Source organism: Paraburkholderia sp. USG1, assembly GCF_031570135.1.
GTDB classification, from domain to species: domain Bacteria; phylum Pseudomonadota; class Gammaproteobacteria; order Burkholderiales; family Burkholderiaceae; genus Paraburkholderia; species Paraburkholderia dioscoreae.
Map to the genome: position 1 here is coordinate 232,217 of NZ_JAMWXW010000004.1, position 17,216 is coordinate 249,432.

General features: G+C 63.4%; 13 protein-coding genes. 4 read left to right on the forward strand and 9 right to left on the reverse strand.

All coding sequences use genetic code 11. From position 1 onward, the window contains the following. Positions 1 to 3 precede the first annotated feature (3 nt). The 3 genes from NE850_RS07515 to NE850_RS07525 form a co-directional block, all read right to left on the reverse strand. On the reverse strand, positions 4 to 177 hold the full coding sequence (locus tag NE850_RS07515) for a hypothetical protein (protein ID WP_310698588.1): 174 nt from the start codon (positions 175 to 177) through the stop codon (positions 4 to 6). Between the two features lie 227 nt (positions 178 to 404). Then, entirely contained in the window at positions 405 to 2,063 is a 1,659-nt protein-coding gene (gene pgm / locus NE850_RS07520) for a phosphoglucomutase (alpha-D-glucose-1,6-bisphosphate-dependent) (RefSeq protein ID WP_007177186.1), read from the reverse strand. 450 nt (positions 2,064 to 2,513) lie between these two features. Beyond that, the gene (locus NE850_RS07525; protein ID WP_007177184.1) at positions 2,514 to 3,233 is read right to left on the reverse strand and encodes a Crp/Fnr family transcriptional regulator; all 720 of its coding nucleotides are present in this window, start codon (positions 3,231 to 3,233) and stop codon (positions 2,514 to 2,516) included. Between the two features lie 262 nt (positions 3,234 to 3,495). On the opposite strand from NE850_RS07525, the gene NE850_RS07530 reads away from it, so the two are divergent. Next, a complete protein-coding gene (locus tag NE850_RS07530) occupies positions 3,496 to 7,530 on the forward strand; it encodes a chemotaxis protein CheB (protein ID WP_310698589.1) in 4,035 nt (1,344 codons plus the stop codon). Positions 7,531 to 7,927: 397 nt separating this feature from the next. Here the strand turns inward: NE850_RS07530 and NE850_RS07535 are convergent, their stop codons facing one another. From NE850_RS07535 to NE850_RS07555, 5 genes are all read right to left on the reverse strand, one after another. Next, a complete protein-coding gene (locus tag NE850_RS07535; RefSeq protein WP_007177181.1) occupies positions 7,928 to 9,244 on the reverse strand; it encodes an MFS transporter in 1,317 nt (438 codons plus the stop codon). Positions 9,245 to 9,334: 90 nt separating this feature from the next. Beyond that, positions 9,335 to 10,228: an NAD(P)-dependent oxidoreductase gene (locus NE850_RS07540; RefSeq protein WP_007177180.1), complete on the reverse strand. Its 894-nt coding sequence runs from the start codon at positions 10,226 to 10,228 to the stop codon at positions 9,335 to 9,337. Next, entirely contained in the window at positions 10,225 to 11,991 is a 1,767-nt protein-coding gene (gene ilvD, locus NE850_RS07545) for a dihydroxy-acid dehydratase (RefSeq protein ID WP_007177179.1), read from the reverse strand. The genes NE850_RS07540 and ilvD overlap by 4 nt, the downstream gene beginning before the upstream one ends. A 114-nt stretch (positions 11,992 to 12,105) precedes the next feature. Continuing rightward, the gene (locus tag NE850_RS07550; protein WP_007177178.1) at positions 12,106 to 12,906 is read right to left on the reverse strand and encodes an SDR family NAD(P)-dependent oxidoreductase; all 801 of its coding nucleotides are present in this window, start codon (positions 12,904 to 12,906) and stop codon (positions 12,106 to 12,108) included. 2 nt (positions 12,907 to 12,908) lie between these two features. Then, complete coding sequence (locus NE850_RS07555) at positions 12,909 to 14,264, reverse strand: MFS transporter (RefSeq protein ID WP_007177177.1); 1,356 nt, start codon at positions 14,262 to 14,264, stop codon at positions 12,909 to 12,911. Positions 14,265 to 14,453: 189 nt separating this feature from the next. On the opposite strand from NE850_RS07555, the gene NE850_RS07560 reads away from it, so the two are divergent. After that, complete coding sequence (locus tag NE850_RS07560; RefSeq protein ID WP_007177176.1) at positions 14,454 to 15,434, forward strand: LysR family transcriptional regulator; 981 nt, start codon at positions 14,454 to 14,456, stop codon at positions 15,432 to 15,434. A gap of 51 nt (positions 15,435 to 15,485) precedes the next feature. Here NE850_RS07560 and NE850_RS07565 read toward each other — a convergent pair whose 3' ends face one another. Next, entirely contained in the window at positions 15,486 to 16,016 is a 531-nt protein-coding gene (locus tag NE850_RS07565; protein WP_310698590.1) for a hypothetical protein, read from the reverse strand. Between the two features lie 261 nt (positions 16,017 to 16,277). Between NE850_RS07565 and NE850_RS07570 the strand changes: the two genes are divergently transcribed. Then, positions 16,278 to 16,550, forward strand: a complete 273-nt coding sequence (locus NE850_RS07570; RefSeq protein WP_007177174.1) for a hypothetical protein — start codon at positions 16,278 to 16,280, stop codon at positions 16,548 to 16,550. 82 nt (positions 16,551 to 16,632) lie between these two features. Continuing rightward, the gene (locus NE850_RS07575) at positions 16,633 to 17,031 is read left to right on the forward strand and encodes an RcnB family protein (RefSeq protein ID WP_007177173.1); all 399 of its coding nucleotides are present in this window, start codon (positions 16,633 to 16,635) and stop codon (positions 17,029 to 17,031) included. The last annotated feature ends 185 nt before the right edge of the window (positions 17,032 to 17,216 follow it).

Genomic DNA, 17,216 nt, shown 5'->3' on the forward strand with positions numbered 1-17,216 from the left:
CGCTCATCGGACTGCCTTCGGCCTATAAACCGTAGCGCTCGCGCAAGCGGTCTGTGTCTGCTGCCGGATCGAGCCGCGAGGATGCGCGGCAGGCTGGCGCTGATGAGTGGACCGATAGAACGCAATGCCGAACATCAGCGCCATTGCGATCACGATGCCCCAGATTGCATTTGTCATAGTTCTCTCCCCGTCGAAGTCGGCCGCGACACGCGTGTCACCCGAAGTGTCGTCCGAAGCGTGATACGAGGTTTCGGCGACGATGCGACGTGAGTGGGGGCGTACGCGGATAGTGCGGTCAAATGGAGGCGGGCGTCTGTACGCTGTCGTACCGCATTCCGGCGCGCCTGCGCTTACCCTCGCAAACGGCGCTGCTGCAGGCCGCGCGAAAAGGCGCTGATCGGCTGTCAGGCATCGCTGCCGGACGCCGCCAGCGCGTTGTCGACCATGGTCTGCGCTTCGCCGACAATGCGCGCCAGGTGGTCATCGCCAAGAAAACTCTCGGCGTAAATCTTGTAGATATTCTCGGTACCCGACGGTCGCGCAGCGAACCAGCCGCTCTTCGTACTCACCTTGATGCCGCCCAGCGGCGCCTGGTTGGCCGGTGCGCGGTCGAGCACGGAATCGATTTTTTCGCCGGCAAGCTCGGTCTGAGCGAACTGCGACGGCGACAATTGCCCGAGCAGCGCGCGTTGGGACGCACTCGCCGCTGCCTGCACGCGACGCTCGCGCGGCTCACCGAGGCATTCGGCGAGTGCACGGTAATGCTCCGCGACATCGCGGCCGGTGCGCGTTGCGATCTCCGCCGATAGCAGCGCGGGCACCATGCCGTCCTTGTCGGTCGTCCAGGCGCGGCCGTCGAGCCTCAGACAGGTCGCGCCCGCGCTTTCCTCGCCGGCAAAACCGAGCGAGCCGTCGAGCAGGCCGCCCACGAACCATTTGAAACCCACCGGCACTTCGTAGAGCGCGCGGCCATGCTTTGCCGCCACATGGTCGATCAGCCGGCTGCTGACCATTGTCTTGCCGATGGCGGCATGCGCGGGCCAATCCGGACGGTGCGCGCACAGATAGTCGATCATGACCGCGAGATAGTGATTCGGCGGCAATAGCCCGGCCGTGGGCGTGACGATGCCATGCCGGTCGTGATCGGTATCGCATGCAAACGCGGTATCGAAGCGATCCGCCTTGCCGATCAACGTCTGCATCGCATACGGCGACGACGGGTCCATGCGTATCTGCCCGTCCCAATCCGCGCTCATGAAGCGGAAAGTCGGATCGACGTCGTCGTCTATCACCGTGAGGTTCAGGCGATAGCGTTCCGCGATCGCGGCCCAATAGTGCACGCCTGCGCCGCCCAGCGGATCGACGCCGAGGCGGATTGGCGCACCGCGCAGCACGCTCATGTCGATGACGCTGTCGAGATCGGCGACGTAGATTCTGAGGAAGTCGTGATAGTGAGTGGTCGATGCACGCAGCGCCTTTGCGAGCGGCATGCGCACGACGCCGTCGAGCCGGTTCTCGAGCAGGCTGTTCGCCGCGGCTTCGATCCAGCCTGTCACCGTTTCGTCCGCGGGTCCGCCGTTGGGCGGGTTGTATTTGAAGCCGCCGTCACCCGGCGGATTGTGCGAAGGCGTGATGACGATACCGTCCGCCAGCCCTGACGAACGACCGCGGTTGTATGTCAGGATGGCATGCGACACGACCGGGGTGGGCGTATATTCGCCACCCGGCGCGATCATGACCTCCACGCCGTTGGCCGCCAGCACTTCGAGCGCACTGGTCGAGGCCGGCTCCGACAATGCATGTGTGTCGATACCGAGAAACAGCGGTCCGTCGATTCCCTGTGATTTCCGGTATCGGCAGATAGCTTGTGTAATCGCGAGCACATGCCACTCGTTGAAGCTGCGCTGGAACGAAGATCCGCGGTGTCCCGAAGTACCGAATTTAACGCGTTCGGCGGCGAGCGACGGGTCGGGCGTCCCGGTGTAATAGCTCGTGACGAGGCGCGGCACGTTGACCAGCATCGCCGGTGGGAGCGGCTTGCCGGCAAGAGAACTGATATTCATCGCGGTATCACCCTGATCGGCAAAGTCGAGACGCTTCGGAAAAGTTCGGTCCCGCGAAATTTGCGCCATCTGTCAGCGAAGAAGCCGCTCAAAACCGCAAAGGAAACCTCGACGCAGCGCGCACGCCGCGCGGAAAACTCGCCATGACGGGAACCGGGCGAGCCCTGGCTGCGTTCATGAACTCATTGAAGGCAAGGCCTGTCACGAAGAGCATGAAGTAAAACAAAGGGAAAACCGCATTCATGGAAGTGCCTCATCCGGATATTGATTTCGTCGCGGAAGTCCGTCAAGGATTGACGTTCTCGACGCATGTCAGAAAAGTTCGCGTAGACAGAACCATCGCATATGCACCACACGTTGCGCGCGACCGGCACGGAAGTCGGTACGGTGGCGTACCGCGGACGGTCCGCTCCCAAGGGCAGGGCGCTCGCCCACCAGCCTGCGATTCGCCTATGATGCCGGGATGTCGGGTAACAGCCGGTCGCATTCACGCTTCACGACGCCGTAGCATTCGCACACGCGTTTTTCGAGTCCTGCCCGATCCAGCACCTCGATATGCCCATAGCTGTAACGGATCAGCCCCGCGTCCTGCAGCTTGACCGCCGCTTCTGTGACGCCGGCCCGGCGTACGCCCAGCATGTTGGCGATCAGTTCCTGCGTCATGTTCAACTCGTTCGACGGCAGACGGTCGAGGCTGAGCAGCAGCCACCGGCACAGCTGCTGGTCGATCGAGTGGTGCCGGTTGCAAACCACGGTCTGGGCCATCTGCGTGATCAATGCCTGGGTGTAGCGCAGCAGCAGTCGCTGCACGGGGCCGGCGCGATGGAATTCCTCTTTCAGAAAACGGGCCTCCAGCCGGTACGCGCGCCCCGCGCTTTGTACGACCGCCCGGTTCGGCATGGTTTCGCCACCCATGAAAAGCGCAATGCCAACCAACCCTTCGTTGCCCACGATCGCAATCTCCGCGGACGCGCCGTCCTTCATCACATAGAGCAGCGAGACGATAGCGGTCGACGGAAAATAAACGTGATCGAGCCGGTCGCCCGACTCATACACGACCTGCCCCAACGCCAGATCTACCGGCACCAGGTGAGGGGCGAGGCGCGTCCACTCTGCCTGGGGCAACACCGCGAGAAGGTGATTGCTGCTCCGATGGTCTTCCTTCAACATTAAGGCATCCCCTGCGCAGGGCCTCGCGGCCACATCGCTTTTTCCGACCTGTTCATGTTGGTGATCCACGGCACAAAGCAGCCGAAGCATGCAACATGGTGCGTCGCGGGAATGGCGGCGGGTTTGACTTGCGTCAAGCCCGTTTTTTTCATGCGCCGGCCTTGTAAAAGCGTCCTGGCACGACGCCCGCGTGCCTGACTTTCTTCCAGCCGCCAGCCGTAACCGGCTACACTGACGCTTCAGCAGTCTAAAGCGACGTGTCATGAATGATGCCAATAATATTTCTCCGACACTTGGGGCTGCTACTGTTCCACGCATCGTCGCCATCGGCGCATCAGCCGGCGCTCTTCATGCGTTGAGCCTGTTTTTTCGTGCGGCGTCTACCATCCCTCACGATATTGCCTTCGCCATCGTGGTCCACCTCGCGCCCGGCGCCGAAAGCCACCTTCCGGAACTGCTGGCCAAAGACACCTCTCTGACCGTATCGGCCATCGAGGACGGCGTCACGCTGCGCGCGGGCCATGTCTATGTTATCCCGCCGAAAGTATCCGTCGTGATCGAGCAGGCCATGTTCAGGCTGCGGCCCGCGGTCGAGCGTCCCACCATTCCGATGCCGATCGACGAGTTCTTCACTTCGCTGGCTGCGGACCAACACGATCGCGCGATCGGGATCGTGCTCACGGGCGCGAACGCGGACGGTTCGGCAGGCCTGAGAGCCATCAAGGCCGCAGGCGGAATGGTGATGGCGCAGGCGCCCGATACGGCCGAACACGATTCGATGCCGGCGCATGCGGTCGCGACGGGACTGGTCGACTACGTGCTGCCGATCGAAAAAATGCCCGCTGTGCTGTTCGATTACATCGCGCGCTCCAGCGAGGGAATGTTGCCGGTGTCCGGCAAATCCGGGGCAATGGTCGACCTGGAGCCGGTGCTCAGGGCACTGGCCGCAGCCGGCTCCGATTTCAGGGGCTACAAACGGGGGACGCTCGAGCGCCGTATTGCCCGGCGCATGACGGTCAATCAGGTGGACAGCCTCGACGCGTATTGCGCAGTATTGAGAACCTCGGTCGAGGAAGCCCAGGCGCTGAGTCTTGACATGATGATCGGCGTGACGGAATTCTTTCGCGATCCGGAGGCTTGGCGTGCTCTTGCTGAACGCGTCCTCGGCCCGCTTCTCGACGAGCCGGGAGGCGATCAGCCCCTGCGGGTCTGGGTGCCCGGATGCGCGACGGGGGAAGAGGCCTATTCGATGGGCATGCTGCTCACGGAGCAGATCGAGAAACGTAAGCTCACCCGGTCATTCATGATTCTCGCGTCCGACGTGAACCGGGTAGCCCTCGCGCGTGCCCGCCAGGGAATCTATCCACCGGGTGTCGCGTTGCCTGTTGGTGAAGAACGGCTCGAGCGCTTTTTTCGCCCACACGGCAATGATTATCAGATCGACCAGGCGCTGCGCGAAACGATCCTGTTCACACCGCAGAACCTGATTGCCGATCCACCGTTTTCCCGGGTCGACCTGATCAGCTGCCGCAATCTGCTGATCTACCTCGAACCCGAGGCGCAGCAGCGCGTGTTCGAGGTGTTTCATTTTGCGCTCAACCCGAAGCGCTATCTGTTTCTGGGCCGATCGGAAAGTACCGATCCGGACTCCGGCCAGTTTCAGGAAGTCTCCAGGGCCTGGCGCATCTACCAGCGCAGTCCGGTCACCACCGCGGTCGTGTCCGGCTACCGGTTCTCCGCACCAGGGGGAAGGCGGGAGGAGTTCCCCTCCGCGAGTCGTGGCGGCAACCGTAGCAAGGGCTACGCGGAACTGGTCAACAACACGCTGCTCGAAGAGCACCACGCGGCATCAGTGCTGATCAATGCCGCGCACCAGGTGCTCTATGCGAGCGGTTCGACCGACGAGTACCTCAGACAACCCACTGGCGAGCCGACAGGCAACATTCTCGACATGGCGCGCGAAGGGCTGCGTCTGAAGCTGAGGATCGTGTTGCGCCGCGCGACCCAGGACGAGGCCGCCGCGCCGGTCAGTGAAGTCGTATCGGACGGTGGCGCGCCCGCGGTGAAGATCACGGTGACCCGGCCATTCGACACGGCGCACACGGGCAAGGCATTGCTCGTCATCTTCGCGCGGGCTCCGGTGGCCGAGCGGCCTGCCTCGCTGGCGCCAACCGGTGTGGACTCCGATCTCTGGCACTTGGAGAGCGAACTTCGCACCACGCAAGTCGAGCTTGGCAGCACGATCGAGGAACTGGAAGAAAGCAATAGCGAATTGCGGGTGTCGAACGAAGAAATCCTTTCAATGAACGAGGAACTGCGCTCGGCCAACGAGGAGCTCGAGACATCGAAAGAAGAACTGCAGGCGCTCAACGAGCAGTTGAATCTGGTCAACTCCCAACTCGGGCAGAAGGTCCGCCAGTTGGAGGTGCTCAGCGAAGACGTGACGAACCTTCTGGCCAGCACTGAAATCGCCACGTTGCTGCTCGACCGGCACGCGGTGATCAAACGTTTTACTCCGAGTGCGGCGCGGATCTTCGGTCTGGCGTTAGCCGACATTGACCGCCCGATCACGAATGTTCTCGGCAATCCGCTGGGCGACGCCCTGCTGGAGGATGTCCAGCGGGTAGTGTCGGCGCAGACCGGCCAGGCCGAAAAGGAAATCCAGACGTTGACGGGAGAGTGGTACGTTCGACGTATCACGCCGTATATCGCGGTTCAGGGAACACCGCCCGCGGGGGTGGTGGTGACGTGGAACGACATTACCCATGTGAAGGCCTCCGACGAACGGTCCCGGCGCCTCGCCGCGGTCGTCCAGGATTCGAACGACGCCATGACGGTGTTCGATCTGAGTGGCCGCCTGATTGCCTGGAACCGGGCCGCGACCGCGATTTACGGCTATACGGAGGCCGAAGCTTTATGCATGACGGTGTCCGATATGCTGCCGCCGGGCGCCAGACAGGATCACCTCGATTTCATCCGCTACGCCGAGCACAACGAGGCGCTGCATTCCTATGAAACCCAGCGGGTCACTAAAAGCGGTCGCGTGCTCGACATCTGGATCACTCTGTCGATTCTCTCGGACGATCAGGGTCACGCCGTGGCTATTGCCACGACCGAGCGCGAACTCACCGATCGCAGTCTGAGTAACACCCAGCTTCGGGAGCGCGCCGAACGTCTGGCACAGGCCGACCGGCGCAAGAACGAATTCCTGGCCATGCTTGGCCACGAACTGCGCAATCCGCTTGCCGCGCTGTGTTCAGCCGGCGACCTGCTCGCCTCGGAAACCGTCGATGTGCGCCAGAAAGCCTGGGCTGTCGGCGTCATACAGCGGCAAGGTCGGGCAATGACCCAACTGGTCAACGAAATGCTGGATCTCACGCGCATTACGAGCGGCAGCATCAAGCTGAATCGCCAGGCAGTGACGCTGGAAACGGTCGTCCAGAGCGCGCTCGAGGTTTGCCGGCCGATTGTCGAAGAACGGCATCACACCTTGTCGGTTGCGCTGCCGGAAGAGCCGGTGCTGATGTATGTCGACCCCACGAGGCTATCGCAGGTCATTGAGAACATCGTGATCAACGCGGCCAAGTACACGGAGCCTGGCGGGAAAATCGATCTCACCGCGACAAAAAACGGCCGTCGGCTTTCGCTTCGAGTCAAGGATAACGGCGCGGGGATCGCCCCTTCGATGCTCAACACGCTTTTTGACATGTTCGTCCAGGGTCCGTTGCCCTACGGCCAGCTTCATAACGGGCTCGGGGTAGGCCTGTCCGTGGTCCGGCGGCTGGTCGAGTTGCATGGCGGGTCGGTCGAGGCTGTCAGTGACGGCAAGACAGGCAGCGAGTTCATCGTCGATCTTCCGCTGGGCTTGATCCCGCCCGGCCCGGACCAGGCCGGTTCACCGCAGAATCCGGTCAAGGCGCTCCCCCGCAGGATCCTCATCATCGACGATAACGCCGACGCCAGCGAGGCGCTGGCCATGATTCTGGCGAGCGAAGGGCACGTGGTGGCGACACGGCTGGATGGCCAGCAGGGGCTCGAAGCCTCCGCCACTTTCAGGCCGGACGTCGTGCTCCTCGATATTGGATTGCCCGGAATGGACGGCTATGAGGTCGCGCAGAAATTACGCGGGTCTGCCGCGACGCGAGACACGCTGTTGATAGCCGTCACCGGCTACGGGCAGCCGGGCGACCAACTCAGATCCGCAGCGGCGGGATTTGATCACCACCTGGTCAAGCCGGTGGATATCGAGGCGTTGAAAGGTCTGCTCGCTGCGAAAATGAAACCCCGGGATGCGTAAATAAGAAGAGTCACGCAGCACTCCGCCTTGCGTGACCCCGGTGCGGGCCATCGCACACGACGACTTCGGAACACGCGTCGCCACGGACTGGTGCTGGGCGTGGCCTCGCATGCCTGAAAGCGTGCGAGAATTAGCGCGACTTCATCCTCGCAGGCAAGCAGACTGCGGAGATGAACGAACGGCGTGGATTTTTTGCACATGAACTGCGCAATCTGCCGGGCGCGGCAACGCTCGCGTTCACCGCCGTGAAAGCCGGAAATCTGGACCCGCGATGTGAAGGACAATTGCGGAGGGCTTGCGCCGGGCGACGCGCAAAGGATGTTTCCGCCTTAATTTGCCTCGCTATTCCATGACCGACGCATGAGAGCGCGAAGTCCCACCTGTTCGCCCTCAAAGCTCACGCCGCCGCGGGCAATGCCGCAATTTTCCCACTCAACGCTTTCAGACCGAAGGTGGCAACGAACGTCAACACCGCGCACGCGACCATGAAATAGCCGGGCGCCGCGAGATTGCCCGTGCGCGCGATCAACCATGTGCCGATCAGCGGCGCGGTGCCGCTGAAAATGGTAAAGCTCAGGTTGAACGCGAGCGCAACGCCGCTAAAGCGCACGCGCGTGGGAAACATATCCGCGATGATGCACGCAAAGGTGCCGTTGATCAGCGCCGCGCCCAAGCCGCCGAGCAGCATCAGCACGATCAGATCCATCCGGTGGCTGACCGCGGCGTGATAGAACGGCATTGTCAGCACGATCAGCAGCAGCGCGCCCGCGCGCATCAGATGACGGCGCGGCATGCTGTCGCCGATCCGACCGATGATCAGGATGCCGATCGATGCGGTGGCGAGCGCCACGTTCTGCCCGAGCGCGACCTCGTGCGGATCATAGTGCAGCACCTTGTCCAGATACGCAGGCATATGCGCGAACAGCAGACCGTTGTAGCCCGCTGTCGCGGCTGTCGTCAGAATGCCGAGCAATACCGGCCGCCAGTGCTCCTGCATCAGTTCGGCAAATGGATGCTTCGAGGCGATATGCTTCATATGCGCGAATTCCGGCGTCTCTTCGAGCTTGCGACGCAGCCAGAAACCGAGCAGCCCGATCACGCCGCCGAAGATAAACGCGAAGCGCCAGCCGTAAGCAGCGACGTCGTCCGGTGTCAGCACCGCGTGCACGCCGAGGTTCACCGCTGCGGCGAGCAGCACACCCGAGTTCACGCAGAAGAACACGATCCCGCAGACGAACCCCGCGCGACGCGGCACGGTTTCGACCACATAGGTGATCGAGCCGGGCAACTCGCCGCCCAAACAGAAGCCTTGCACCAACCGCAGCAGGATCATCGTGAAGGTCGCGGCGAGGCCCCAACTGGCGTAGGTCGGCACGAGCCCCATGCCGATCGTCGATAGCGATACGACGATCACCGAGACGATGAACACGCGGCGCCGCCCATAGCGATCGCCGAACCAGCTGAGCACCGCGCCGCCGAGCGGCCGGGACAGATAGCCGATTGCGAACACCGCGAACGACAGCACCAGCGCCATCATCGGATCGAGCATCGAAAAAAACGCGCGGCCGATGAATTGCGCGAACACGCCGTAGACAACGAAGTCGTAAAACTCCAGCGCGCCGCCGAGACTCGCCAGAATGATCAGCCGCCACTGGCTGCGGGTCAGGCTGTCGAACGACGCATCGCGCGCGTTCGCCGATTCGAGGTTTTGCATCATGTCTCCTGGCGCATGGCTTATCTGTCGTTCCGGCGCGTCCGCCATGCAGCGACGGCCGGTGTTCTTGCAAAATCGGGCTACGTTAGCTCATTCGACATCGGCCATGTGCATTTCGACCGTCACGATCTGCGAGATATCGGCGTCGCCGAGACCCTGCGCGACCGCCTCGCTCAACCAGCGCCGCACCAGCGACGCGACCGGCATCGCCGCACCGCTTTCTCGCGCGAGCGACTCGACCGCATCGAGGTCTTTGAGCATCGTGCGAATCGTGCCGGACGCGTGCGCGGGTGGCGCGATCATGCGCGGCATCAGCGTTTGCAGCAGCACGGAATCCGCCCAGCCGCCTTCGAGCGCCGCGGGAATCCGCGTCGCGTCGATCCCCGCGTGGCGTGCCAGCCGCGTCGCTTCGGCAAGCGCGGCAATGGTCGTCATCACGATGGTCTGGTTGGCGAGTTTGGTGGACTGCCCCGCACCGCTGTCGCCCATGCGCGTGACGCGCGCGGCGTACGCGCGTAGGACCGGCGTCAGCGTGTCGATCAGCGCCGCGTCGCCGCCCGCCATGATCGCAAGCGTGCCTGCCGCCGCGCCGGCCGTACCGCCCGACACCGGGGCGTCGATCCATCTGCCGCCGGTTCGCTCGTGCCAGCGTTGTGCGAACAATCGGGTTTGCGACGGCGCGAGGGTCGAATGATCGACCAGTGTGGTGCCTGGGCGCGCCAGGCGCGTGAGGCCGTCGGCACCGAACGCGACCGTTTCGACCGCCGCCGCATCCGCGAGACAGAGCATGACGATTTCGGCGCCGGCAGCGAGGTTCGCCGGCGAATCGCACGCAATGCAATTTCCCGCCGATGCCTGCAATGCCTCGGCCTTGTCGCCGGAACGATTCCATACCCGCAGCGGATGACCGGCATTGGCGAGACGTTGCGCCATCGGCGCGCCCATCTTGCCGAGTCCGCAAAAGCCGAGAAGGGCGCGCGTCATTCGGCGGCTCCGTCGTCGCCGGGCGTCGGCGCATCGTACGGCCATTCGACATTGCCCGAATGCGTGACCGCGCCGAGATGCGCGGGCCGCACCAGTGCTTCGTATTTTTCGAGCACGCCGGCGAGCCTGCGCGGCGGGCGCGCGGGCGCGCCGGCGCGGCGCCGGGCGAGTTCGTCGTCGGACAGATCGACGCGCAGAATGCCTTCGCGCGCGTCGATATGCACGCGATCACCGTTGCGCAACAGGCCGATCGGTCCGCCGGCTGCCGCCTCCGGCCCCACGTAGCCGATGCACATGCCGCGTGTCGCGCCCGAGAAACGGCCGTCGGTCAACAGCGCCACTTTTTCGCCCATGCCCTGACCGTAGATTGCCGCCGTGACGCTCAACATTTCGCGCATGCCGGGACCGCCTTTCGGGCCTTCGTTGCGGATCACCAATACGTCGCCCTCGCGATAATCGCGCGCCGCGACCACCGCCATGCAATCCTCTTCGCACTCGAAAATTCGCACCGCGCCCGTGAACGTCAGCGACTTCAATCCGGCGATCTTCAGGCATGCGCCGTCCGGCGCGAGATTGCCACGCAGGATCACGAGGCCGCCGTTCTCGCCGAGCGGTTCGCTGCACGGACGCACCACCGTACCGTCCGGTCCGTCGTACGCATTCAGTGCCTCGGCCAGCGTGCCGCCGCCGAGCGCGGGTGCGTCGCCATGCAGAAAACCGCCTTCCAGCAGCGCATTCAGCACGGCCGGCACGCCGCCCGCATGGTGCAGATCCTGTGCGAGATAGCGGCCGCCCGGTTGCAGATCGCCGATCAGCGGAATCTTCGCGAACACGCGCTGCACGTCGTCCAGCGTGAAACGGATGCCGGCTTCGTTCGCGATTGCCGGAATATGCAGCGCGGCGTTGGTCGAACCGCCGGTTGCCGCGACCGCCGCGCAGGCGTTTTCGAGGCTTTCCAGCGTGACGAGGTCGCGCGGCAACGGGCCGCCCTGTTTGAGGATGCGCATCACCGTTTCGCCCGCGCGACGCGCAATCGCAATCCGTTCGCTGTAGACGGCCGGCACCATCGCGGAGCCGAGCGGCGCGAGGCCGAGCGTTTCCGCGACCATCGCCATCGTATTCGCGGTGAACTGGCCGGGACACGAGCCGGCGGTCGGCGTGCATTGCTTTTCGATCGCGTCGAGTTGCGCGCGGCTAATGTCGCCGCGCTGCGCGGTGCCGACCGCTTCGATCGTGCTGAGAATCGTCGCCTGGCGGCGCAGGCCGTGACCTGCACCGCCGGGCAGTTGGCCGGGCGCGACGCCGGGCAGCATCGCGCCGCCGAACAGGAACACGCCGGGCACGTTGACGCGCACCATGCCCATCAGGATGCCGGGCAAGGTCTTGTCGCAACCGGCGACGCCGATCAACGCATCGTAGCTGTGCGCGCGCACGAACAGTTCGACGCTGTCCGCCACCACTTCGCGCGACACGAGGCTCATCCTCATGCCCGAATGATTCATCGACGTGCCGTCCGACACCGAGATCGCCGAACCGCGGATCGGCACGCCGCCGCCCGCGGCAATGCCGAGCCGCGCGTTGTCGGAGACCTGGTTCAGCGACATCGAACACGGCGTGTTCTCGCCGAACGTATCGACGATTGCGACGAACGGCTTTTGCATCGATTCGTCGTCGAGACCGGTGGCGCGCAGGAACGCGCGATGCGGCGCCCGCGTGACGCCGTCGGTCACCCTGCGCGAGCGATGTTTGTGCAGATTGGTCATGTGGGAAAGTCCGTTTTCTTTTGAAACTCATGCAGTGCTGCGGCGATGGTTTGGTCCACCGCGCGCGCCGTTGACTGCCGCTCAGCCGCCGCTCAGTCGTCGTTCAGCCGCCGTTCAGCCGCCGTTCAGCAGCAAGCCGTTTTCCGCGGCGATCACCTGGCCGGTCATTGCCGGTGCCTGCGTCGACAGAAACCACGCGAGGTCGGCGACTTCGGCCGGCATCGACACCCGTTTGAGCGGCGCCTGTGCGGTCATTCTGGCGAGCACGCCGTCATAGGCTTGCGGGTCGAGCACGTGCAGCAGCAGCCCGTCGTCGACCATGCCGGGCGCGATCGCGTTGACGCGGACATGCGGCGCGAGACTGCGCGCGAGCGAGAGCGTCAGCGTATTCACCGCGCCCTTCGACGCCGCATATGCAATCGACGACCCGGTGCCGTTCAGGCCCGCCAGCGACGAAATATTGACCACGCTGGTACTGCGTTTCACCGTCGATATACCGGCCGATTCGCGCAGCAGCGGCACGGCTGCGCGGGTCATCTGATACAGCCCGATCAGGTTCACGCGGTACACGCGTTCGAACTCGACATCGTCGATTTCGTCGAAGGCGTTGTGCGCAATCACGCGGGTCGTGCCCGCGCAATTGATCAGCGCGTCGACGCGTTGCCAGCGGCTCGCCACGGTATCCATCGCGCGGCGGCAGTGCGCGTCGTTGCCGACATCCGCGTCGAATATCAGCGTGTGCGCGCCGGCGTCCCGGCAGGCCGCTTCGACTGCCAGCGCGGCTTCGCGCGTGCTGTCGTCGAAATTGCCTAGCGCCACCGACCAGCCCGCCTGCGCGAAGCGCAGCGCGGTCGCCGCGCCGATACCCGAAGCCGAGCCCGTCACCACGCAGACGGGGCTGCTCGATTGCGTCATATTCAAGTCCTCTGTGGAATGCTGGAGTTAGGCGCGCTCGCCGCAGAAGCGGAAGCGCGCCTGAGTGGCATGCGCAGCACGATCGCCGCGCCGATCAACAGCGCTACGGCGATGGCGAGCATGCCCGGCAACAGCTTGCCGCCGCTCAGATCGGACAGCCGCCCGACGATGAACGGACTCACGAAGCCGGCCAGGTTGCCGGTGCAATTGATCACGGCGATGCCCGCCGCCGCGCCCGCGCCGCCGAGCAGGGCGGTCGGAATGCCCCAGAACACCGGCGCGATCGAATTGATGCCGATAGCCGCGATGATCAGCGCCGCGATCGACACTGCGACGTTCGACGCAAACAGCACCGACGCCAGCAAACCGAGCGCGCCGATCGCGCAGCAGACCGCGACATGTACGCGGCGTTCGTCGTGACGGTCCGCGTGACGCGCGATCAGCACCATCGCGACCGCGCTGATCAGCGACGGCACCGCCGACAGCCAGCCAATGTTGCTCACGCTGGCAACGCCGCTCGCCTTGATGATGGTCGGCACCCAGAACGCGAGACCGTAATTGCCCATTGCGATGCAGAAGTACAGCAGCCCGAGCAACCACACGCGCTTGCTGGCGAAGGCGCCGCGCGCCGAGGTTTCGGTGCGCGTGCTCGCGTCGCGGGCGAGATCGGCGGCAAGGCGCGATTTTTCGTCGGCGTTCAGCCAGCGCACGTTGTCGATCCGGTCGTGCAGTACGAAGAATGCGGCAATGCCGACCGCTAGCGAACCGAGGCCTTCGACCACGAACAGCCAGCGCCATCCGGCAAGACCGTAGGTGCCCGCGAAATGCGCCATCAGCCAGCCCGACAACGGGCCGCCGATCGCGCCGGACACCGGAATCGCGGTCATGAAAAGCGCGATGATCTGCGAGCGCCGCGTCGACGGAAACCAGTTGGACAGGTACAGCAGAATGCCGGGGAAAAATCCCGCTTCGGCGACGCCGAGCAGAAAGCGCATGACGTAGAACGATGTCGGGCCGCTGACGAACATCGTCAGGGCCGACACGATCGCCCACGTGACCATGATCCGCGCGATCCAGCGGCGCGCGCCGACCCGGTTCAGGATCAGATTGCTCGGCACTTCGAAGAAGAAATAGCCGACGAAGAAAATCCCCGCGCCCGCGCCGTACACCGTTTCGCTCAGCGACAGGTCGCTCAGCATCTGCAGTTTTGCGAAGCTGACGTTCACGCGGTCGATATACGCGACGACGAATGCCAGAAACAGAAACGGCACGATGCGCCGCGTGAGTTTGGCGTAGAGCGCAGCGTTGTGAGGATCGGCCGCGCTGCCGGATTCGGGTCCGTATGAAGGGACGCTCATGGTCTGTCTCCAGTGCGCGCCGTCAGCGCGCTGTCTCATCGTTTGTGTTTGCCCGTGCTGCGGACCGCTGCCTTCTAGTGGCAGTGTCGAAAGGGTAGTCGCGTCGCGGGCGTTGCCGCAAATCACGATTTCGGCGAAAGTTATAACTGAATAGTTATGCCGATCCATGTTTCCGGGAAAACCCTTGCCATGCAGAACAGTGATCCGATTGAGCGTTTCTTTCGCAGCGGACTCAAGCTGCCGCATCTGCGTATCCTCGTGGGCCTTGCTGAGCTTGGCCAGGTTACGCGTGTGGCGGCTGCGTTCCATGTCACGCAGCCGGCCATTTCGAAACAGATCGCGGAGATCGAAGATGCCCTCGGCGTGCCGGTGGTGAACCGGGTCGGTAATGCGCTGGAGTTGACCGGGATCGGCCAGGTGATCGTTGCATGCGGGCGCGAAGTGTTGCGCCATATCGAACTCGCGCGACGCGATGTCAGCGCGCTCGCGTCCGGCACCGGCGGTCATGTGCGGGTCGGCGCGGTGGTGACGATTCCCGAACCGCTGATCGCGAATTCGGTGCAACTGTTCATGCGTCGCGCGCCGTCGGCTTCGCTATCGTTCGCGGAGGCGACGCTCGACCGCCTGATCAAGATGCTCGATGACGGCGACCTCGATCTCGCTCTTGGCCGCAACCGCATTCCCGCAACGCAGACGACGCTACGGCAGGAGATCGTCCATCGCGAGCCTTTCGTGTTCGTGGTCGGTGCGCATCATCCGCTCGGCGATCCCGACCGTCAGGTGACGTGGGCCGATCTGCGCGCGTCCCGCTGGATCACGCCGATGCATGGCTCCCCCGCGTACGCGACGCTGATCGAGACGCTCGGCGCGAACGATATTGCGGTGGGCGGCGGGGCGGTCGAATCGAGTGCACTGGCGTTGAATATCGCGTTGATACGCAGCGGCGATTTCGTGTCGATCCTGCCGATGTCGATTGCCCGGCCTCACGTGATGCGCGGTGGCATGCGCGTGCTGCCGTTGCCGCCGCTGGAACCGTTGGGTGAGATTGTTGCGTATTGGCGCGGTGATTCGAGTTTGCCTGCGGCGCAGTTGTTCTATGCGTGTTTGCGGGAGGTAGCGGGGGAGTTGATGCATGATCAGACGGGGGCGGCGGGGCTGGATGGTTCCTAGACCTCTGTTATCTGGCGGCGGACCAGTCGGTGCGTTCCGATGCCGGCATCGCTAACCCGGAAAAGCTTGCGAAACAGGATCCTCGCGCTGTGGTTTGCTCATTTTCTGAAGGTCGTGACTGAGTTGCGCTATCTCCATCGACAAGGGCCAGCCAGTGTTGGTGCTGTGGCTGGTCCACGGATGGTGTTCTGCTTTGTTACCCCATGCGTTCAGGCTCCCGAGCCAATCCCACACGCCGAGAAATTGCTCATATCCGGCTGATGGCGTGCTTTCATCTACCGGACAGCCGAAAGTGACGACCTCGATGTTTCTCGTTTTCTCCGCAGGCAGATCGAGCATCGCGTTGCTGATCACCAATGCGCCCTTGCTGTGACCAAAAACGCGCTTGAAACTGTCCGACTCCTTGAGGATTGCGTGAAGCACATCCGAGGAGCCGCTGCCGTGTCTGAAAACAGGCACGCCTGTGCTTGCTTCCGCGTGACCGGGCACGGTCTTCAGCAGGCCCCGCCCAATCGACGCAACGGCGCGCGCCGTGTGCGCCAGCCATTCCTGTATGGGCTGCTTCATTTCATAACTGTACATGCCGAATCCGAACCATCCGCCAAGAGCCTGGTAGATGACGTCGGCGACGCCGTATCCGGGCACTATGGCGGCTACCGGCCTGCCCAAAGCTCTCGACACGTTCCACGCGAAAGCGGCCGAACCCAAGGCCGAACTGCCGACCCAAACGCTTCGTTCTTGTGACCGCTGACGCACAAACATTATTTAACACACACCGCCATCGTATTTTGATAGTCTTTGCCGTGGCAGAGGAAGAGCATCCAACGAGAGGAGGACTTCGCTATGCTGAGATGGATCGCGAACTGGGCCGTGCACAACGCGCTCACGCCGGAGAAACAGGCCGAAAAAGCACTGCGCGAACTTCGTCTGGCGCTTTTCCAGGCGGAGCAACGAATCCTCGACGCGCAAATGCATGCAGATTACTACCGTGCACGTCTGGCGTTTTGCGAGGAGGTCATAAAAAACGGCATCGAGCAGGTAGCGGACCAGCGCAAAGGTCAACAGGAAACGTCACAAGGGTCGCGTCCGGGACTTAAGCTCACGGCCACGCAATAGCAAGCCGGTCAGAAGCACTCCAGGCCGCCAACCCCAACCCATATCCCAACCCATATCCCGCCGTTCTCTCTGGAATACAGACATGAAGTCGAGAGTCATCGTACCGTTTTTGATCGCTTCACTCTTTGGCACGTCGGCTGCCACTTTCGCACAATCACACCATGACGACCACGGCGGCGGCCAGCCTTCGCACAACAGGCCGAACCCTGGCCACGGGGCGCCGCATGGAAATGGTCACGGGCCTGCTTTCCACGACGCGTCGCGCGGAGGTCCAGGCGGCCCTATTCCGCATAACGACTGGCACAAGGGCGAGCGGCTTCCGGCGGAGTACCGCGATCGTAACTATGTCGTCGACGACTGGCACGGGCATGGACTGCAAGCGCCGCCGCGCGGATATCAGTGGGTGGGCGTGAACGGGGACTACGTACTCGCTGCCATCGCGACGGGCGTTATCGCGAACGTTCTGCTTTCCGGGCATTAACTGGCCGGGTTGGAATCAATCACATTCGGAACCGCCTGGCGTTATCCGTTCGGTGGATAAACAGGACCGTGCCCGGCGTTATTGCTCACGGTCTTGGCTGTGTCGTATCCGGTTCGACAGGCCCGAACATCGGATAGATCTTCCTGATATGGCAGGACGGCTTCTGTGAGGACGGTGGCGACCAG

Bases quoted from the DNA above. Each gene is read 5' to 3' on its own strand.
- NE850_RS07515 (WP_310698588.1), bottom strand. From the start codon at position 177: ATGACAAATGCAATCTGGGGCATCGTGATCGCAATGGCGCTGATGTTC.
- pgm (WP_007177186.1), bottom strand. From the start codon at position 2,063: ATGAATATCAGTTCTCTTGCCGGCAAGCCGCTCCCACCGGCGATGCTG.
- NE850_RS07525 (WP_007177184.1), bottom strand. From the start codon at position 3,233: ATGTTGAAGGAAGACCATCGGAGCAGCAATCACCTTCTCGCGGTGTTG.
- NE850_RS07530 (WP_310698589.1), top strand. From the start codon at position 3,496: ATGAATGATGCCAATAATATTTCTCCGACACTTGGGGCTGCTACTGTT.
- NE850_RS07535 (WP_007177181.1), bottom strand. From the start codon at position 9,244: ATGCAAAACCTCGAATCGGCGAACGCGCGCGATGCGTCGTTCGACAGC.
- NE850_RS07540 (WP_007177180.1), bottom strand. From the start codon at position 10,228: ATGACGCGCGCCCTTCTCGGCTTTTGCGGACTCGGCAAGATGGGCGCG.
- ilvD (WP_007177179.1), bottom strand. From the start codon at position 11,991: ATGACCAATCTGCACAAACATCGCTCGCGCAGGGTGACCGACGGCGTC.
- NE850_RS07550 (WP_007177178.1), bottom strand. From the start codon at position 12,906: ATGACGCAATCGAGCAGCCCCGTCTGCGTGGTGACGGGCTCGGCTTCG.
- NE850_RS07555 (WP_007177177.1), bottom strand. From the start codon at position 14,264: ATGAGCGTCCCTTCATACGGACCCGAATCCGGCAGCGCGGCCGATCCT.
- NE850_RS07560 (WP_007177176.1), top strand. From the start codon at position 14,454: ATGCAGAACAGTGATCCGATTGAGCGTTTCTTTCGCAGCGGACTCAAG.
- NE850_RS07565 (WP_310698590.1), bottom strand. From the start codon at position 16,016: ATGTACAGTTATGAAATGAAGCAGCCCATACAGGAATGGCTGGCGCAC.
- NE850_RS07570 (WP_007177174.1), top strand. From the start codon at position 16,278: ATGCTGAGATGGATCGCGAACTGGGCCGTGCACAACGCGCTCACGCCG.
- NE850_RS07575 (WP_007177173.1), top strand. From the start codon at position 16,633: ATGAAGTCGAGAGTCATCGTACCGTTTTTGATCGCTTCACTCTTTGGC.